Annotated in this window: 18 protein-coding genes; 11 read left to right on the forward strand and 7 right to left on the reverse strand. The window is 69.3% G+C overall.

Going from position 1 to position 17118, the window contains the following annotated elements:
- Positions 1 to 240, forward strand: a 240-nt coding sequence (locus tag AX737_RS34385) for a hypothetical protein (RefSeq protein ID WP_066922161.1), incomplete at its 5' end; no start/stop codon positions are given.
- Between the two features lie 13 nt (positions 241 to 253).
- Here the strand turns inward: AX737_RS34385 and AX737_RS13630 are convergent.
- On the reverse strand, positions 254 to 892 hold the full coding sequence (locus AX737_RS13630) for an RES family NAD+ phosphorylase (protein WP_238231842.1): 639 nt from the start codon (positions 890 to 892) through the stop codon (positions 254 to 256).
- A 64-nt stretch (positions 893 to 956) separates the two neighbouring features.
- A complete protein-coding gene (locus AX737_RS13635; RefSeq protein ID WP_012753006.1) occupies positions 957 to 1346 on the reverse strand; it encodes an antitoxin Xre-like helix-turn-helix domain-containing protein in 390 nt (129 codons plus the stop codon).
- A gap of 154 nt (positions 1347 to 1500) precedes the next feature.
- Between AX737_RS13635 and AX737_RS13640 the strand changes: the two genes are divergently transcribed.
- The 5 genes from AX737_RS13640 to AX737_RS13660 all read left to right on the forward strand — a co-directional run bounded on the left by AX737_RS13640 (position 1501) and on the right by AX737_RS13660 (position 7290).
- Positions 1501 to 2217: a multiubiquitin domain-containing protein gene (locus tag AX737_RS13640; protein WP_066922163.1), complete on the forward strand. Its 717-nt coding sequence runs from the start codon at positions 1501 to 1503 to the stop codon at positions 2215 to 2217.
- Entirely contained in the window at positions 2210 to 2647 is a 438-nt protein-coding gene (locus tag AX737_RS13645; protein ID WP_043766874.1) for a putative metal-binding protein, read from the forward strand. The genes AX737_RS13640 and AX737_RS13645 overlap by 8 nt, the downstream gene beginning before the upstream one ends.
- A complete protein-coding gene (locus tag AX737_RS13650; RefSeq protein WP_009865918.1) occupies positions 2644 to 3114 on the forward strand; it encodes a Mov34/MPN/PAD-1 family protein in 471 nt (156 codons plus the stop codon). Before AX737_RS13645 ends, AX737_RS13650 begins: the two co-directional genes overlap by 4 nt.
- A complete protein-coding gene (locus AX737_RS13655) occupies positions 3111 to 4478 on the forward strand; it encodes a ThiF family adenylyltransferase (RefSeq protein WP_012753009.1) in 1368 nt (455 codons plus the stop codon). The genes AX737_RS13650 and AX737_RS13655 overlap by 4 nt, the downstream gene beginning before the upstream one ends.
- Positions 4479 to 6045: 1567 nt before the next feature.
- Entirely contained in the window at positions 6046 to 7290 is a 1245-nt protein-coding gene (locus AX737_RS13660) for a hypothetical protein (RefSeq protein WP_066922165.1), read from the forward strand.
- A 6-nt stretch (positions 7291 to 7296) separates the two neighbouring features.
- Here the strand turns inward: AX737_RS13660 and AX737_RS13665 are convergent, their stop codons facing one another.
- Both AX737_RS13665 and AX737_RS13670 read right to left on the reverse strand, forming a co-directional pair.
- Positions 7297 to 8709: a hypothetical protein gene (locus AX737_RS13665; RefSeq protein ID WP_066922167.1), complete on the reverse strand. Its 1413-nt coding sequence runs from the start codon at positions 8707 to 8709 to the stop codon at positions 7297 to 7299.
- 1309 nt (positions 8710 to 10018) lie between these two features.
- Positions 10019 to 11350, reverse strand: coding sequence for a VWA domain-containing protein (locus AX737_RS13670; protein ID WP_082773032.1), 1332 nt, complete (start codon positions 11348 to 11350; stop codon positions 10019 to 10021).
- Between the two features lie 159 nt (positions 11351 to 11509).
- On the opposite strand from AX737_RS13670, the gene AX737_RS13675 reads away from it, so the two are divergent.
- Complete coding sequence (locus AX737_RS13675; RefSeq protein ID WP_066922171.1) at positions 11510 to 12073, forward strand: TadE/TadG family type IV pilus assembly protein; 564 nt, start codon at positions 11510 to 11512, stop codon at positions 12071 to 12073.
- 2 nt (positions 12074 to 12075) lie between these two features.
- Entirely contained in the window at positions 12076 to 12756 is a 681-nt protein-coding gene (locus AX737_RS13680) for a TadE/TadG family type IV pilus assembly protein (RefSeq protein ID WP_066922173.1), read from the forward strand.
- A gap of 130 nt (positions 12757 to 12886) precedes the next feature.
- On the opposite strand, the gene AX737_RS13685 is transcribed toward AX737_RS13680, so the two are convergent.
- The 3 genes from AX737_RS13685 to AX737_RS13695 all read right to left on the reverse strand — a co-directional run bounded on the left by AX737_RS13685 (position 12887) and on the right by AX737_RS13695 (position 15304).
- Positions 12887 to 13375 (reverse strand): phospholipase A2 family protein, encoded by a 489-nt coding sequence (locus tag AX737_RS13685; protein ID WP_238231849.1) that lies wholly within the window; start codon positions 13373 to 13375, stop codon positions 12887 to 12889.
- Positions 13376 to 13536: 161 nt separating this feature from the next.
- A complete protein-coding gene (locus AX737_RS13690; RefSeq protein WP_066922177.1) occupies positions 13537 to 13983 on the reverse strand; it encodes a DUF1036 domain-containing protein in 447 nt (148 codons plus the stop codon).
- 13 nt (positions 13984 to 13996) lie between these two features.
- Positions 13997 to 15304 (reverse strand): glycerate kinase, encoded by a 1308-nt coding sequence (locus AX737_RS13695; RefSeq protein ID WP_066922179.1) that lies wholly within the window; start codon positions 15302 to 15304, stop codon positions 13997 to 13999.
- A gap of 202 nt (positions 15305 to 15506) precedes the next feature.
- Here AX737_RS13695 and AX737_RS13700 point away from each other — a divergent pair, with 202 nt between their 5' ends.
- The 3 genes from AX737_RS13700 to AX737_RS13710 all read left to right on the forward strand — a co-directional run bounded on the left by AX737_RS13700 (position 15507) and on the right by AX737_RS13710 (position 17073).
- Positions 15507 to 16277: an N-formylglutamate amidohydrolase gene (locus AX737_RS13700; RefSeq protein ID WP_066922181.1), complete on the forward strand. Its 771-nt coding sequence runs from the start codon at positions 15507 to 15509 to the stop codon at positions 16275 to 16277.
- A gap of 53 nt (positions 16278 to 16330) precedes the next feature.
- On the forward strand, positions 16331 to 16636 hold the full coding sequence (locus AX737_RS13705) for a DUF1244 domain-containing protein (protein ID WP_066922183.1): 306 nt from the start codon (positions 16331 to 16333) through the stop codon (positions 16634 to 16636).
- A gap of 173 nt (positions 16637 to 16809) precedes the next feature.
- A complete protein-coding gene (locus AX737_RS13710; RefSeq protein ID WP_238231847.1) occupies positions 16810 to 17073 on the forward strand; it encodes a DUF2312 domain-containing protein in 264 nt (87 codons plus the stop codon).
- Positions 17074 to 17118: the final 45 nt, after the last annotated feature.

A 17118-nucleotide genomic window follows, 5' to 3' on the forward strand; every position in this document is an offset into this window, starting at 1 on the left:
ATCCGCCGCTACGGCGGTGGGGACAGGCCGCCGCCGCTGCACTGGAAGGCCTGCCACCCGTCGACGGTGAGGCGCTTCAAGGCCGAGATGACCTGCTCGCAGGGTCACGCGCTCGTGCTGAAGGACCACACGGTCACGGCGGAGGGCCGGGTCCTGCCGAGCGTCGTCTGCCAGGCTCGCGGCTGCACGTTCCACGAGTTCGTCCGCCTGGACGGTTGGGCGGCAGGCGAGCTGCGCTGAGGCGCGGCGGAGCTCAGGCGGCGAGCACGTCCTCCTCGCCGCCCAGGGTCTCTGGCCTGACCTCGCGCCCCTCGTCGTCGAACGCGTAGAGGAGGGCGATGCGGCGGCCGGTCCAGACGTACCGGTAGTGCACCGTCTGGATCGAGCGGCCGAGCACGCTTGCCCTGAGCACGGCCAGGCACGTCGCGCTTGAGCGCTCGGGAGGGTGGTAGAGAACCCCGTCGGCCTCGGAGGATACGCGGGCGCCGATCTCGCGGCACGCCTTCGCGTCGAGATCGGCCGGGACGTGGCGAAGGTCCACGAAGCGTCCCTCGGCCGGCGTCCGCAGCATGCGCATGTCGAGGCCGATGGGCGCCTCACGGGTCCGGGCGAGAAACCTCTCGCGACGCGCCACCGACACGGCGAGCGCGGTCTGGCGGTCCGCAGCCAGTTCCAGGCACGGCCTCAGGTGATCGAAGAAGCGGCTGCCCTCCGGGTTGCCGTAGGCGAAGGGCGCGTGGTTCCAGTTCTGCAGCCTCGGGGCATCGGCCGGGACCCCGGGTCGGAGCCGCGCGAGGCGGTCAATCGAGCGGAGGCGCGGGTTCGTGATGTCCTCGACCGCGACGAGGGCCTCGACCCTGCCGTCGGCCACGAGCCCGTCATAGACGGACACGGGCGGAAACCGGGACGGGATCAAGCGGAACGCGTCACCCTTCCACGTCGTCAGGGAAAAATCTTCAGCCGCCACGCTGAGCATCCAGGTAGATGCGGACCTTGTACAAGTCCGCGAATTTCCCCGAGAGCATGACGTCGAGCGCGCTCGCCCCATCGAAATACTCGTTCGGCGCCCTGATCCACTCGTCCCCACGCTCGTCTACGGTAAACAGGATGCGCAGCGCCTTCCAGATCGAGAGAAGGTGAGACACCCGCTCCGTCGTGTCCGGCGGGATGCTGCCCCCTTCCTTCTTCCACTTGAAAAACGTCGACCGCGCCGGCGAACCGAGAAGCGCGATCTGCTCGTCGGCGCTCAGGTGCCACCTGTCGGCCATCGCGAAGAACGCTTCGAGCTCCACAGGGAGCCGCGACGACCCAGCCTCGTTCCGGGCGCCGTGGGCAGAATTCGTCATCAACCCCTCCCTGGTCCAGAATCGGACTTGACGGCCGACCTAGTCCAGATACATACAGTCCCAGCCGAGACTGAAAGCGTCTTTTAGTCCAAGGCCGTCGTCCGTCAAGAGTGTGTACGGGAACGTCGGCGCGCGCCAGCAGGTGGAGACGAGGATGAAGGTTATGGATAACGCGCGGGCCCGCAGCTTCGTGTTCCCGGTGAACGGCGCCCCGGTTCGCTTCGACGACGGCGAGGTCACCGGGCGTGAGGTCCTCACCAGGGCCGGCCTCTTGCCCGCGAGCGAGCACCAGCTCATCCTGGTCCGGGGCGGCCGCACCCACCTCGTGGGCACGGACGACAAGGTCGACCTCGTCGCCGAGGAAGGCGGCGCGTTTCGCGGCTTCCGCAGCGACCGCAGCTTCTCCTTCACGGTGGACGAGGTCGGCCAGGTCTGGGGTGACGGCCGGATCGAGGTCGACGAGCTCCTCGCCATCCTGCACGTCCCGGCAGGCCACGACCTCGTGCTGGAGCGCGAGGACGAGCCCGACAAGATCCTGCGGCCCGGCGGCGCGGTGTCGTTCGAGACTCGCGGCGTCGAGCACATCGTCTCGCGGCGCGCGCAACGGCCGGACTTCGTGCTGGTGACCGTGTTCACCACGAGCGGCGTTTTCCCGGCCGAGGGGGCGGTGCGGGTTCCCGCGACGACGCCGGTCGCGGACGTGCTGGTCCGCGCCGCGCGCAAGCTGGAGCTCGGCGACACCGCGACGTGGATCACGACCGTCGGCAACCGCGACATCGATCCGTCCGCCTCCTTTGCCGGGAACGGGCTCTCCGGCGAGGTCGAGATCGAGTGGGGGCCCCGCGAGGGCGGTGGGGGCGCCCGTGCTTGAGCTGCTCTCCCGGGCCGCGTTCGAGCGCGACGTGCGCCGCCTCGATTCCCGAACCGCGGCCCACCGCAACTGGACGGTCCTTCAGGCGGAGTATCCCGTGCTCGACGTGATCCTCGGGCATCCGACCGCCGCGCCCCTGAGGCTCCGTTTCACCTGCGTCGATTGGGACGACCTCCCCCCGTCGGTCGAACTGCTCGACGCCGCCGGGCAACACCTCTCGCAGGCTCCCCCCGGGGCCGGCGGCATCTTCCACCCCAGTCCCCATCCCGTGACCGGCCGCATGTTCGTCTGCATGCGCGGAACGCGCGAGTACCACACCCACTTCAGCCATGTCGGCGAGCGGTGGGACGGTTACCGCGGCCAGTCCGGCCTGGATCTGCTCGGCATCCTCGACCAGATCTGGCGCTGCTGGAAGAGGGCGGTCGGATGACAGCCGTCGCTTGCACCGCCGCCATCCTCGCGGAAACCCTCGACCGCCTCCGCGTCGGGGGGCGGCGCGGCGAGGAGCGCGCCGTGCTCTGGCTCGCGCGCTCGGCCTCGGCGGCGCCGACGCCCGTGCAGGAGGTCTACGAACCCGAGCAGGCCACCGCCGAGGACTACTTCCACCTGCCGCCCGCGAGCATGCGCGCGCTGATGGGGCACCTTCGCGCCCACCGTCTCAAGATCGTCGCCCAGGTCCATACCCATCCGGGCAGGGCGTTCCATTCCGAGGCGGACGACGCCTGGGCCATCGTCCGGCATCGCGGGGCCCTCTCCCTGGTGCTGCCGCGCTTCGCCGCGACGGCGACGCCCGGGACCTTCCTGGAGGAGGCGATGGTCTACGAGCTCTCGGACGCTGGACTGTGGGAGCATGTGCGCCGGCCGGGCGAGCGCATCCGCATCGAGGTGACGCCATGATCACGCCCGCCCAAGAGAACGCCCGGATGCTGGCCGCCATCCTCGGAAGCGACGAGGACGACGCGTCCGAGCGCCTCAACCGGGCGGTTCTGGTCACCGCTCCTCCCGGCGGCGCGGACGCCGCCTGGGCGGCGGAAGTGGCGGCCCTGCTCGCGCGGACCGTCGGCGTGGTGACCTCGCCGGCCGAGGAGGCGCAGCTCGAACTCGTCATCGGCGAGGCGGCCGCGCGGACGGACCTGCCCCGGCTGCACGCCGCCATCGACGCCGGCGGCGCCACCGTCGATGTCCGCCCCGTCGGGCGGACGGGCGGCCCGCCGCCCCATCCCCTGCTGGCCGCCGTCGCCGCATGCCCGGCGGCCGCCGCGACCCTGCGGATGCTGCTCGACGACCCGGCACTTCCGGCCGTCGCCTACCCGCTCCGGCTGGACTTCGACCAGCTCGGCGTGCCGGACGCGGCGCTCGCGACGACCGTCGATCTCTCGGACGCCGTGCTCGTCGGCGCCGGCGCCGTGGCCCACGGCTTCGTTCGCGCCCTGCGCCACCTGCGCGCCGTCGGCCGCCTCCGCATCGTCGACCCGAAAACGGTAGGCTCAGGCAATCCCAACCGCTGCCTCTACCTGGGCGACGAGGATGTCGGCCGCGACAAGGCCGTCGCGCTCGCCGAGCGCGCCGCGGCCGACTTCCCCGAGCTCGCGTTCGAACCACTCGTCCAGGACTTCTCGGCCTATTGCAAATCCGCGGGGCCGCCCGCCACGGCCATCGTCACGGTCGACAGCAGGCGCGCGCGGCGCGGGATCCAGAAGGAGCTTCCGGGCCGGGTCCTCGACGCGTCCACGACCGACGTGCGCGGCGTCGTCGTGCACTCGCACCGGCAGCCCACGCAGGATGCCTGCATGGCCTGCATCTACCGTCACGTTCCCGACGAGCACGCGCGGGAGCGCTCGATCGCGGATGGGCTGGGCGTCGACCTCGCCGCGGTCAGGGAGGGTTTCATCTCGGCCGAGGCCGCCGGGCGGATCCATCGGGCCCATCCCCAGATCGATCCCGCGGGGATCGTGGGCACGGCCTATGACAGCCTCTTCAAGCAGCTCTGCGCCGCACAGACACTGCTGACACCGGAAGGCAGGCAGGTGCTCGCCCCGTTCGCGTTCGTGTCGAGCATGGCCGGCGCCTTGCTGGTGGTCGAACTTCTGCGCTCGAACGCGGGGGCGGCGGCGACCAACTATTGGGCCGTCGATCCCTGGAAGGCCCCCATCGGGCGGCGCCGGCTGCGGCGGGCGCGCGATCCGCACTGCGAGTTCTGCTCCAAGCCCGAATCGGACGCGGCGGCCGAGCACCTCTGGGGCCGGAACGCGGCGGGGTGACCTGCCGACGCCGTGATCGCTCGGGCCCGCGGGACCGTTTTCCGGGGCGGCGCGCTCCGGGCGGCGAGGCGCCCGGAGCGTCGGGCGGCCCCTGAGCGAGGTGGTGTCGAGGCCGATCTCGGCGGCACGGCGCGAAGTGCCGCGACGCCGGCGGATGAGGCGGAAGAGCCGACGGCAGGCGGGCCCTTCGCCGGGCTCCGGGGCGGACCTCGGGGCGGGCGCCGAGCGGGGCCGGTCACGGCAGGCCGTCCGGGTCGGCCCTCCCGGGAAGGGGCGGCGCCGGAGCTGATAGGACGTCCACGCCCATCGAGCGTCGCCCGTCCGCGGGCCACGCCCAGACATGGTCCGGCAGCCGGGCTCGCTCGAAGGACAGGCTTCCCGGGAAGTCAGGACAAATTGTGTTGAGAGCGTTCCTTCGGCGAGGCCGGAAATCGGGACAAGCTTTCGCGATAGCTTGGCCCGCCGGCCCACGCCGGATCGGCCGTTCCAAGCCCCGGGCGGCGAGCCCCGCCCAGTGGGCGAGAGCGCTGGCCTGGCGATCGTAGAGCCGCCACCGTGGTGGCGAAGGCGCGGACGGGGGGCGAAGCCAAGGGCCGGGCTGATCGACCGCTACCGTCGCTTCGTCCGGCATCATCGCTCCGCCTCGCTCGGGAGCGGCGGAACGCCCACGGCATCGGACGCCACGCGCGGTCACAAGCCATGGACATCCGCGGACGTGTAACCACCGCGATCCGCGGGACGAAATCCAAAGAAAACGGCGAGACGTACGCGCCCCATCGTCGATTGCGGAGGTGAATATGAAAACGATCCTGTTTGCCGCTGCTGCGAGCGCCGCTCTTTACGCGTCGGCCCTCGCGCAAGGGGGTGCCCCGTACAATGCCAGTGGGCAACAGGCAGGGGGCCCGCGTGCGGGGATGGAGCGGCGTCTGGGAGTGTCGGTCAGCACCCCGACCGGGAGCCTTCTGCCGACACAGCGAAGGAGCGATGTTCGGAGCCGCTGCAGGCCGGATGGCAAGGGCCAATATGCCGGCGGCTACCGCGGCGAGTTGGCGCGCCGTGGATGCGCATAGCGAGGCTCGCTTGCCGAGAGGAATTCGGTCTGGTGCGCCGGGTGCATGGTCGGGCATCCGGGCGGCGACGCCGGCGCCTGACACCGCCCGATGAGGTGGGTCGAGTGCGGGCATGAGCCCTTTCCGCGACGACCGCCCGATCGGCCGGTTGCGGCATCGGCACGCGCGCACTTTCAGGGGTGAGCTGCGCGACGCTGATGTGCCAGCCGAGGTGACCCGGTTCGGCGAACGGGACGGCGTCGAGCTTCTCTCGCTGTCGAGTGCCGGGCGAGGATGGCCACGTGCACCGGCTCGTCACCTATCCAAACAGGGCGCACTCCATCGTGCGAGCGCGCCGCCATGGAGCCCGCGCAGGGCTTGATGGTCACCGCGGACCGACGGGATGCCCGCCCTTGGGAGCCGACGCCTCGGGGCATCCCTCGGGGAAGTTGCGCGGCAATCCCTGGCCCGCAGGGACCGGGTCGGCTATCCCCTCGCGCCTCACTGAGAGCGACGCGATGGCTGCCGATTTCCACGACTGGGACAAATCAGACGCATGGCAAACCGACCACCCGGTCATCCGGGCATTCGGCCGCCTGCGCACCACGGTCGCCCTTGGGAAGCTCGCCGGCATCGCATCCCTACCCGCGAGGTTGAGCCCGCGGCAGCGGGGCGTCCTCCTGGCAGCCCTGGAGCGGTTGTACGCCGGTGGCGTCCGGCCGAGCCTGGCCGAGGACACCCGGCGAGGCCTGGGAGCGATGGCATCGACCGGCGAAGTGACGTCGCGTGGCGTCGGCTGGCGTCAACTTGCCCCGACGCTCGGCCTCGGGGCGGGAGCGTTCGATCCGGATCGAGCCGCGGAGGAAGGGCGGCACCATCTCGTCGCACAGCTGCTCGCGATGTCGCCCAGATACTGGGCCGACCCGGTTCAGGCCATTCTGTTCACGGCCCTGCAGTACGGCTTGGAAGTCGCCCTCCGTCGCGGACGCTGCAAGCCCGAGCCGCTCAAGACGGAAGCGGTGCTCCATTACATCCAAAGCGCGGTCGAGCACCGTGTGATCCCGGCCATGGACGAGGCGGGAGCCGGCCTGCCGGAAACATACACGCTCGACCTCGGCACCGCCTCCATGCTGGAGGGCCGGGATCTTCTCGCGGCGGACCTCGCGGTCGTCGCCGGCGTGCACGTCCTCGGGCGCCCGATGTACCGGATCGTCCTCTTCCAAGCCAAGAACGCGACCGCGACGGGCTTGACCGACGTCGGGAGGAACGAGGGACGGCAGCTCGACACGTTCCTCTCGACCGGGATGGGCTGGTACCTCTTCTACCCGGCCTGGGCGAGGAAGGGGGCCTTCATCACGACCGTCATGCCGGCGACCGAGGTGTTCCACGATGTCTGGGCCCACGGTCAGGCGCCGGCCTTCGGGCAGGTCGACGCCTATGGCGGCGAGCGCTCGCCCGGGTGGGATTTCGCGTCGTTCGTCAGCATCGCCATGTCCTCCGGCCGCGACCTGTCGTTGGGGCGTCTCTTCCCGGACGCCGAGACCGCCGCCGAGGCTCTCTCGGACGACCGCAGGCAACCCTTGGCGGCCGACATCATCGCCATCGACCGGACGGGAAGGCTCGCGCTCCGCGACTTCATCGATGCGACCGCCAGCCTGGGGTACGGGGACGGACGGGTCTCGTCCTTTCCGTCCAGGCGTCATGCCGCGCACCGCCGCGACGAGGCGGGAAGTCCGGGCGACCCGTTTGCGCCCGGTTGGTGAGACCGTTCAGTCCGGCAGGCCGAAGGTCATCTCTCGGGCGAGGCAACCCGCGCGCAGCGAGGTGAGCCGGTCGCACGATTGGGCCAGCGTGCGGAGGACGTCCAGTTCCTGCGCGGGCGGCAAGAGATCGACGACCAGGCGCTCGACGTCGCGGTAGACGTCCTGCGACATCCAGGCGAGAAGGAACTCGGCCAAGCCGCGCCGCAGGGCTCGGTCGTCGCCGACGACCGCTCGGATCCGCCACTGCCACAGGCCCTTCTCCGCGTTGCCCAAATGGCGCCACACGGCGCGGGCGCCTGGGATATCCATGGGCAGGTCGGCAAGCTGGGCGTGCAAACGGACGATCATTTCCCCTGACGGAAGATCCCGTAGCGCCAAGACGAAGGCCTCCTCTCGCTCGGCGTCGGCCAACTCCGAGCGGACCGCGCGACGCCGGCGCGCGAGGTGCAGGAGGCTCAAGGCAGCGAACACCGCGCTTGCCGGCTCCGAGCCCTCCAAGGCGCGGACACCCGAGACGATTGCCGCCATGAAGGCCTCTGGATCGTCCTCGAAGAGCGGTTCGAGCCGAACGAGACGCCGGATGTCGTTGGCTTTCCAGGCGCGTGCGCCGGCGATGGCCCGCAGCCATTCCGCAGCGGCTGGCATGCCGCCAACCCTGTCCCGCAGGTCGGCACGGCCCTCAAGCTTCCCGAGCAGCGTTGGGAGCCACCTCTCGTCGGACAGAACGTCCCGGAAGGCGGCGAGGTAGTCTCCCGGGGGCGGTGCGCAGCGCTCGAAGAGGCGGGCTACCCCCCGTTCGATCGCGGGAGCAAGGATTTCCGCTTGAGCGAGGACGGCGGCGTCGAACGCGGTTCGGTCGCCTTCGACCATGGAACGCAGGCTGTGGAGCGCAAAGGCGTCGTCCCTGAAATCGAAGATGAGGTCGCTGACCGGCGCGGTCACGCCGAAGGCCAGCGCCGCCGTACCGTCCCCGCAGACCCGGAGCGGCGCGCCGTTCAGGAACGACAACAGGCGCCCGGGTTCGCCGCGCGCGCATCGAAAGCCTTGGGCGACGAACGCGGCGGCCTTCCCTCGAAGGTATGAGGATACTGGGTCGGAGGGCGCCCAGTGGCGTTGGATCTCCTCCAGGCACCGGATTGCCCGACCGCATCCTTCTTCCAGCGGCCAGGCGCCGTGCTCGATCGCCAGGATCGACAGCAGCGTGAACAAGGCGTGCTCGCGCTGCGTCAGCGGCGGTGTTCCGAACCGGTCGAACATGCCGATCCGGTCCCTCTCGCTCGGGACGTTGTCGCGTATCCAACGGTCGAAATCCTCTGCGACATCCGCCTCACGGAGCGGTTCGGGCAGCGCAAGGCGGGCAAGCCTCTTGATCGGGTGCGGGTCACCGTCGGTCGTCAGGTCAAGAGGTTGTACGCGCACGTGCTGTCTTCCTCTGCGGCTCCGGCCGTCGCGAATCCGCCACGTCGGCATTGTCCTTGCAGCCTTGCCGAAAGCAAAGTGGGGCGGACCGATAGGGCGGGCCCGCGAGAGCCATCGGGATGGCAGCTTCACCCGAAGTCGATCCCGCCCGCCGGTCGATTCTGGCCCCAGTTCCGGTTCCCGCCCCCGCAGGCGCAGGCACGACGGCCTTTTCGGGTTCGTGAAGCGGGGTCAGTCACGGCTCCTGTCCCGACCGAGCGCGGCCGACAGATCGCTTCCGCGCCTGGCTCCTGGGCTCGCGGACGCTCGTGGAGGCGCGTTCGACCCAGCGCATCCCGTCCGTCACCGGAGGCGGGCCAGACGGGGGCTGCCAGAGGCGTTCGGAAGGCCCCGTTCACGCCCTCCGTGCAGCCGCGACGCGCTGGCCTGATCGCGACAAACCCCACGAAGTTCAGCCTTCTCTGGCAATCGAGACAAACTTTGTTGAGAGCGCGCCTTCAGCGCACGCCAAAATCAGGACAGGCTTTCTAGAGAATTTATCCCGCCGGAGGGTGGGGGGCACGCCCGGCTTCTCCGATCATTCTTGCGCGGCCCCCATCCCGGCGGTTGGGTTGCTCAACCAGGCCGGCGAAGTGCGAACGAATTGTCATGGGGCCGCGTCCCGGACGACGTCGCGGAGCCTGCGGTCCCGCCGCGGATGCGCGACAAGGTTCGACGTTGTGGTTGAAGCCGACCCAGCTCGTCGGGAGATGTCGAGGCCCCGATCGATCCGGCGCAGCGAGCAAGTTCGGGCCGTGGCGGTGTCGAAACCGGTCGCCCTGGGTGCCGCAATCCGTCCCTGGCGTCCCCTTGCACTCAGATGGCCTTACGCTGGCGTGAGTGCAGCCTCATGGGAGCCCGCCAACTCCCCAAGCTCCGCCCCTCATCGGAGCGCAGGAGAGCCCTACGTTGTGCTATCGTGCCGAACGCATGAGCGCGCGACTAGGAGGGCTGCAGAGGCCGATTGTCATCAAAGTCAAAGTTCTTTGAGAGCAGCAGCACGCAAGGGCAATGTTCTAAGAGAGTCGAGTTAAATTCGATTGAGGAGGTCCCTCGGGCGGCCCCCGAAATCAGGACAAACTTCGTTGAGGAATTACAGCGCTCGAGGGCGCCTCGCGGCCGGATGCCGCGACGCGCGACGGCCGATCGCGGCAGCCCTCGATCAGGCTTCGCGCGGCGGCGATCGGACGGGATCGGCTGCCGCCCCTCGGACGCCGTCCCGCCTCGCCCGCCGCCGTGTCGAACTGAGGCCGTCGGCATCGCGACCGCCTCAGTTCGAGACGCGTATCGAGCTCGTGATCTTCTGGAAGAGCCGGTTGACGGCCGCGGTTATGCCCGGACCGTCCGAGGCCAGGATCGCATTGGACGGCGCGCTCACGCATTTCGGAAACGCGGCCTGAATCTGGCTCGCGAAGGGGCTGACAAACTTATTGTAGTACCCCCCATCGTCGGTATACGGATAGTAGTAGGTATTGATTGCATAAATGATCGCGTTCTTCGCCTTGAATGCCGCGCAGCTATCCGCCCAGTTCCCGTCACTGTAGCCGGCCCATAGTTCAGATCCGATCAGATCCTGTGCGCCATCCGTGATGAGAACGAGGATCGTCTGCGGAGAAGTGCTGGACGACCCGTCGCCTCCCAGCTTCGGCAAGGTCTGGGCGAGGCTCGACAAGGCCGCCGTGATATTCGTATGCCCGATCACCGACTTGTAGGGGGCTGTAGCCAGCAGCTCGACATCCAGCCACGCCGCGGCCCGCGTCACGTCCGACAGCATGGATGTCGGCTCGATGAGCGTTCGCAGCTTGTCGGAGAAGGTATAAATCGCGGCGGAGTAGAAGGCGCTGGCATTCGATCCGCTGATGGATTGCATCTGCGATAAGAAATTCGCGATCGCAGTCTTCGCGTAATCCATCTTGAACACGATGCCCCGCATACGCCCTTTCGTCAAGGTGTCGTCCCCTAATTGATGACACGCGAACGTACAGCCAAAACTGTCCTTCGTCTTCTTGATGTCGGCAACGGTACCTCCCACAGCCATCGACTGCGAGACATCGACCAAGAAAACAATCTGGAAATATTTTATAAGACTCTTCGATGTGGACGTCGACGATGCGCGGATCGGCATCGCCTTGAAGCCAAATAGTTTCATGAAAATGGGATTGTATGTTGCATCGACGCCGGCGGAAACCGTCCCGGAATTCTGATTGTAGATCACGCTCGGTAGACCGATCACGATATTGGAAAGGTTCTTCTCGAGCTGCAGATTGGCTTGTATGGCGTTCACCGTCTGGGTCTGAATCGTCGGATAGTACCGACCGACCGAGCCGAAGCCGTTGACGGCCACGTAATCCAGCAGGTTGCGCGATCCAGTGACCGTCGCGGCATCGACGGCCGCCTGGACCCGCGACCGGAGCGTCGACAACAGGGTGACATCGATCGAGAGCCCCGCGAGACCCAGGATCGCCCCCATCATGAGGGCGGCGCTGATCGCGAGCGAAGCTCGGCCGTCGCGCGCGAAACGCCCCACGAGCGCTCGCACGCCGCGCGACAGAAATGCAATATTCAACTTCCGTTTGTCAAAACATCCCCGAGACTCGACCATCGATTGTTCCGATACCGCGCCTGTTCAGGCGGATATCGATACCCGAAGGGCGTAAACAGTTTTGAAATGAGTCCGGCTCATTTTCCAGCCGCACGCAACATCGTGCGCGAGATCTGTGTGTAGCCCATGCCCTGGCGATGGAAAGGCCGCCCGAAACTGTTGAAACGCTTCTTCTTCAACAATCGGGGAACATCCGCCGTCGAATTCGGCCTGCTGGCAACACCCTTCCTGGGCATCGTATTCGCTACGCTCGAAGTCGGCTACACGCATTTCCAGCAGGCGGCGCTCGCCGAGGCCGTCGATCAGGTCGCCCGCACGATGGCGATCGGATCCATCCAGAACAATACATCGATCAATGATGCCGTCTCCTTCAGAGACACCTACCTGTGCGCTTCCAACGGGAAGAGGCTCATCCCGTCGAACTTCGATTGCAACCGTCTTGCCATCGATGTTCGACCAGCCTCTTCTTTGAACGCGATCAATGTGACGAACGACGTCTATAAGAGTGCGAGCAATAAATTCTGCCCCGGGCAGGGGGGCACGACCGTCGTGATGCGTGTTACCTATCCCCTGCCGACCATCTTCCCGGTCAACATCTTCAACCGGTCGGTCGGGCTGGCGAACGACGTCCCCAACCGCACGGGATGGTTCCGCATCCTGTCGGGATCCGCGATCTTCATGATCGAGCCGTTCGGATCCTACGTTCCCCCGTCCGGGTGCTGAGGATGCGCGCGCGCCACGCCTGGGCCGCGTTCGCGCCGAGCCGCGCGGGATCGATCACGGTCGAGTTCGCCCTCATCTTCCCCGTGCTCCTGTTCATCTATATCGGAGCCGCCATCGTCTCGGACGTATCGATCACCGCCAAGAAGGTGAATGCGCTCTCGTACATGACTGCGAACATCGTCGCGCAGGAGCCGGCGCAGGACCAGACCTCCTCCTATCCGATACCGTCCGATGCGATCGCGGCATCCAAGCTCTCGGAGATCGCGAGCGGCGCCCAGTCCATCATGGCCCCGAAGAACATCAGCAATTTCGGATTGACGATCAGCGCGATCGACATCACGAACAGTCCGAGCGGTTCCTGCTGCATCGCCAAGACGCGCTGGAGCTACACCAGCAACGGCGTCCTGCGACCCTGCGCCGTGAATCTTTCGGGCACGGCCGCTCAGAGCTTCTCCGCGTCCCAGATCCCGCAATCCCTGCTGCAGAACGGATCGGCTCTTCCCCATCCGATCTATCTCATCGTCTCCGATGTCTCCTTCGGCTACGTCCCCCTGCTGGGATCGAGCATCGTCGGCAGGATCAACATGGTGCGGTCGAACTTCACGCGTCCACGCCAGATCGGGCAGGTCAACGTCGTGGGCCTTCCGACCGGTCAGACCGAGACCGGAAAGGTGTGCTACTGAGGATCGACGGCGACCGAGCCGGCGCCCTGGCCGATCCCGCCCTGCAGACCCGCGACCCGGCACGGCCAGCGGGGCCCGCCCGACCCTCGACCGCCTCCGCCTGCGAGGCCTGACGGATGGGGGGTCGTCTTCAGGGCCGCTGGCAGTTCATCGCATCGGCGGCCTCGACGACGCTCAGCGCCCGCTCGCGCACCTGGCGCGACACGCCCGGCCGCTCGGAGACGGCCGCTGCCTCGCGCTTGAGCACCGCGTCGCAGGCGCAGGACCGGTGGCCGGCCGCGTCGTAGCAGGCGTCGTGGCGCTGGCAGGCGGCGTCGAGGGCGTCGGTCGGCGGCAATCCCTCGCCCTGCTGGCCAGCCCCGCAATAGTTGCCGTGGAACAGGGCCTTCCCGGCCAGCACCGCGGCGAGGTCGGCCTTCGGGAGCGGCGGCTCCTCCGGCCGTCCGCTCGGGTTGAGGTCGTTGACCGGGCCGCCCGCCTTGGCGGCCGAGCCGCGCAGGGCCTTCGGGATCCCGGAGTCCGAGCCCGGCTCGCCGAGCGACTCAGCCGTACGTCCGTTCGGGTCGGCGAGATCGGGGAGCGGCGGGGGCGGGCCGGGCCGCGGATCCTCGACCTCCACGCCTGCATCCGCCGACGGAGCGGCCTGCTGCGCGAACGTGCCCTGGACGGGGGCGAGGCAGAGGGCGCAGAGGGCGAGGATGCGGAGGCTGGGGGGCACGGATCATCTTCCGGATGGAGCGTGCCCCGGAACACGCAACCCGGCCGGACCGTTCCGGCGCCTCAGGGTTGGGGCGCGACCGGCTGGTTCGGGTCGCTGAGCTGGATCGTCCAGCTCTTCTGCTCGCCGGTATCGACCTCGAAGAAGCCGTTGCGGTCGTAGCCGCGGGCTAGGCAATCCTCGACACCCCGGATCGTGAATTCGGAATCGCGGGTGCACATCAGCGAGCGCCCGCTCCACTCGCCGCCCCGCGTGTAGTCGACCGCGAACACGTAGTAGAAGCGCGCCGCCAGCGACCCGCGCAGCAGGGTCTCGCAGCCCTTCGGCGCGAGGTCCCACCAGCCCTCCGTCACCCAGCCCTGCGGGTCGCGGTAGCCCAGCGCGATGCCGACCTTGCTGGGCGTGAGGTTGCACAGGCGCAGGTCCGCCCACGCGGGCACGGCGGCGAGCAGCAGCCCGCAGGTCGCCAGCAGGAGGCCCCCCGCACCGCGACGCAGACAGGCCGGCACGGGTCCCAAAAAGCTAATCGACGAGGATGATGCGGCAGTCGTTGACATTGGTGCGGGTGGGGCCGGGGCGGACGAGGTCGCCGAGGGTCTCGAAGAAGCGGGTCGAGTCGTTGTCGGCGAGCATCGCGGCCGGATCGAGGCCGGCGGCACGCGCCCGCGCCAGCGTCGTCTCGTCCACGAGGCCGCCGGCCGGGTCGGTGGCCTCCCCACGCCCGCCGTCGGTGCCGTCGGTGTCGGCCGCGATGCCGCGGATGCCGGGCTCACCGTCGAGCGCTATGGCGAGCGCCAGCGCGTATTCCTGGTTCGGCCCGCCGTGACCCTCGCCCCGGATCGTGACGGTCAGCTCACCGCCGGAGATCAGCGCGACCCGGCGCCCCTCGGCCTTCGCCTTGCGGGCAAGATCGGCGTGCTCGGCCGCGACCTCGCGCGCCTCGCCCTCGAGGTCGGCGCCCAGCATCACCGGCTCGTAGCCCGCCTCGCGCGCGGCGGCGGCGGCCGCTTCCAGCGCGTCGATCGGCCGGGCGATGATGCGGTACTCGGCCCGCGCGAAGGCCGGGTCGCCCGCCTTCGGGGTCTCGTTGTTCGGGTCGTTGAGGAGGCGAACCGCCGTCTCGGGCAGGGGGATGCCCCGCCGCTCGCAGATGGCGCGGGCCTGTTCGAGGGTCGAGGGGTCCGGCACGGTCGGGCCCGAGGCGATCACCGCCGGATCGTCGAAGGGCACGTCGGAGATCGCGAGCGTCAGGATCGAGCGGGCGTTGCGGGCGGCGAGCGCGAGGCGCCCGCCCTTGATGCGCGAGAGGTGCTTGCGCACCGTGTTGATCTCGCCGATGGGCGCGCCGGAGCGCAGCAGCGCCCGGGTGATGGCCTGCTTCTCGGTGAGTGTGAGGTCGCCGGCCGGGGCGATCCAGTTGGCCGAGCCGCCGCCGGAGAGGAGGACCAGCACCTCGTCCTCCGGCCCGGCTTGCGCGGCGATGCTCAGCGCCTCCCTGGTCGCCGCGATGCCGGCCTCGTCCGGCACCGGGTGGCCGGCCTCGACCATGCGGATGCCGGGCGCCTCCTGCCCATAGCCGTGGCGGGCGACCGCGAGGCCGAGGATGCGCGCCTCGGGCACCCCGTGCTCCTCGCGGTAGAACCGGCTCGCCACCGCCGCCATGCTGCCGCCGGCCTTGCCCGCGCCCAGGATGATCAGCCGCCCCGGCGCCGGCTGCGGCAGGTGCGCGCGCAGACACTTCTCCGGATGGGCCGCCGCGATGCCGGCCGCGAGGAAGCGGTCGAGCAGGGTGCGGGCCTGTTGCACGGCCGGATCGGTGGGGGCGGTCATCGCGGGGCTCCTCGCCTGTTCGTCTCTCGCGTGCGGTCTCTTCTCCACCGACCCGGCGCCGCGCGAGGCGAGGGGCAGGCGGGGCCCGATTCTTGCCGGGGGCGCACGATCCTTGATACGTGCTTGCCCGAGCCCGGGCCCGACGGCAAGGCTCAAGCTTGCGCGATCCTCTCCCGCCCCATCCGAGGAACCGACCGGCCCCGTGAACGCCCCCACCCGCACCGACAGCGCGACACCCCACCCGGTCGAGATCGTCCCGGGGGATCCGGCCGGCGGCCTGATCCTCGCCTGCGACCACGCCTCGAACCACGTGCCGCCCGACATCGCGCTCGGCGTGGCGGAGGCGGAGTTCGGCCGGCACATCGCCTACGACATCGGCGCGGCGGGGGTCACGCGCGGCCTCGCGGCGCTGCTCGGCGCGCCCGCGATCCTCACGAACTTCTCGCGCCTGATCATCGACCCGAACCGGGGCCGCTCCGACCCGACCCTGGTGATGCGGCTCTCGGACGGCGCCGTCGTGCCGGGCAACGCCCGCATCGACGCGGCCGGCAAGGCGGCCCGGCTCGCCCGCTTCTACGACCCGTTCGACGCCGCGATCGACGCGGCCGTGGCGGCGGCCGAGGCTGCCGGCCTCGCGCCGGCGATCGTGACGATCCACAGCTTCACGCCCTACTGGCGGGGCGTCGCCCGGCCCTGGCAGGTCGGGATCCTTTACGACCGCGACGAGCGCCTGAGCCGCCCGCTGATCGACGCCCTGCGGGCCGACCCGGCCGGGCTGACCGTCGGCGACAACGAGCCCTACGGCGGCGGCCTGCCGGGCGACACGATCGACCGCCACGCCACGGCCCGGGGCCTCCCGAACGCGCTGGTCGAGATCCGGCAGGATCTCATCGCCGGAGAGGCGGGGCAGGCGGAATGGGCCGAGCGCTTCGCCCGCTGTCTCGCGCCGCTGCTGCCCGCCCGCGCCGCTTGACGCCGGGGCGGCTTCCCCCGACCTGAGGGGGAGACCTCTCACAGGAAGGCGCCATGAGCGAGATCGACCCGAAGACCCAGACCGAGCTGGAGGCCGCCGTCTTCCGCCGCCTCGTCGGCCACCTGCGCGGGCGCGCCGACGTGCAGAACATCGACCTGATGAACCTCGCGGGCTTCTGCCGGAACTGCCTGTCGAACTGGCTGAAGGACGCGGCCGACGAGCGCGGCGTGCCGCTCTCGAAGGACGAGAGCCGCGAGCAGGTCTACGGCATGCCCTACGCCGAGTGGAAGGCGCGCCACCAGACCGAGGCCAGCCCCGAGCAGCAGGCAGCCTTCGCCAAGACCCCGCCGCAGCACTGAGGCGGCACCGGCGCGGAGGGCCGGCACCGGCGCGGAGGGCCGGCCTCAAGCTTCCGGTAACGTCGCTCGTCTACCACTCGGGTCAGTGCCAGGATGGGACGGCCCCGGGCGATCCGTGATCGCGGGGGCGCGCGCCCCGAGCGCCGACGAGGATTTTCATGAACGCCCATTCGATGCCGAAAGGTCCTGACATCTCCTCCTCGGAAGGCGTCGCCGCCGACGAGCTCAGGCAGTTCATCGAGAGGATCGAACGCCTCAACGAGGAGGCGGAGGGCCTGAAAGGGGATATCCGCGACGTGTTTGCCGAGCTGAAAGGCCGCGGCTTCGACGCGAAGGCCGTCCGAGCCATCCTGAAGATCAGAAAGCAGGATCATTCCGAGCGGCAGGAGCAGGAGGCCATCCTAGAGCTCTACATGCAGGCGCTTGGCATGACCTGAGGGCCGAGGCGGCCTCCGACGCATTCCAGCCCCCGGCGGCCCGCG

This window comes from Methylobacterium sp. CCH5-D2 (assembly GCF_001556475.1).
Classification (GTDB): Bacteria; Pseudomonadota; Alphaproteobacteria; order Rhizobiales; family Beijerinckiaceae; genus Methylobacterium; species Methylobacterium hispanicum.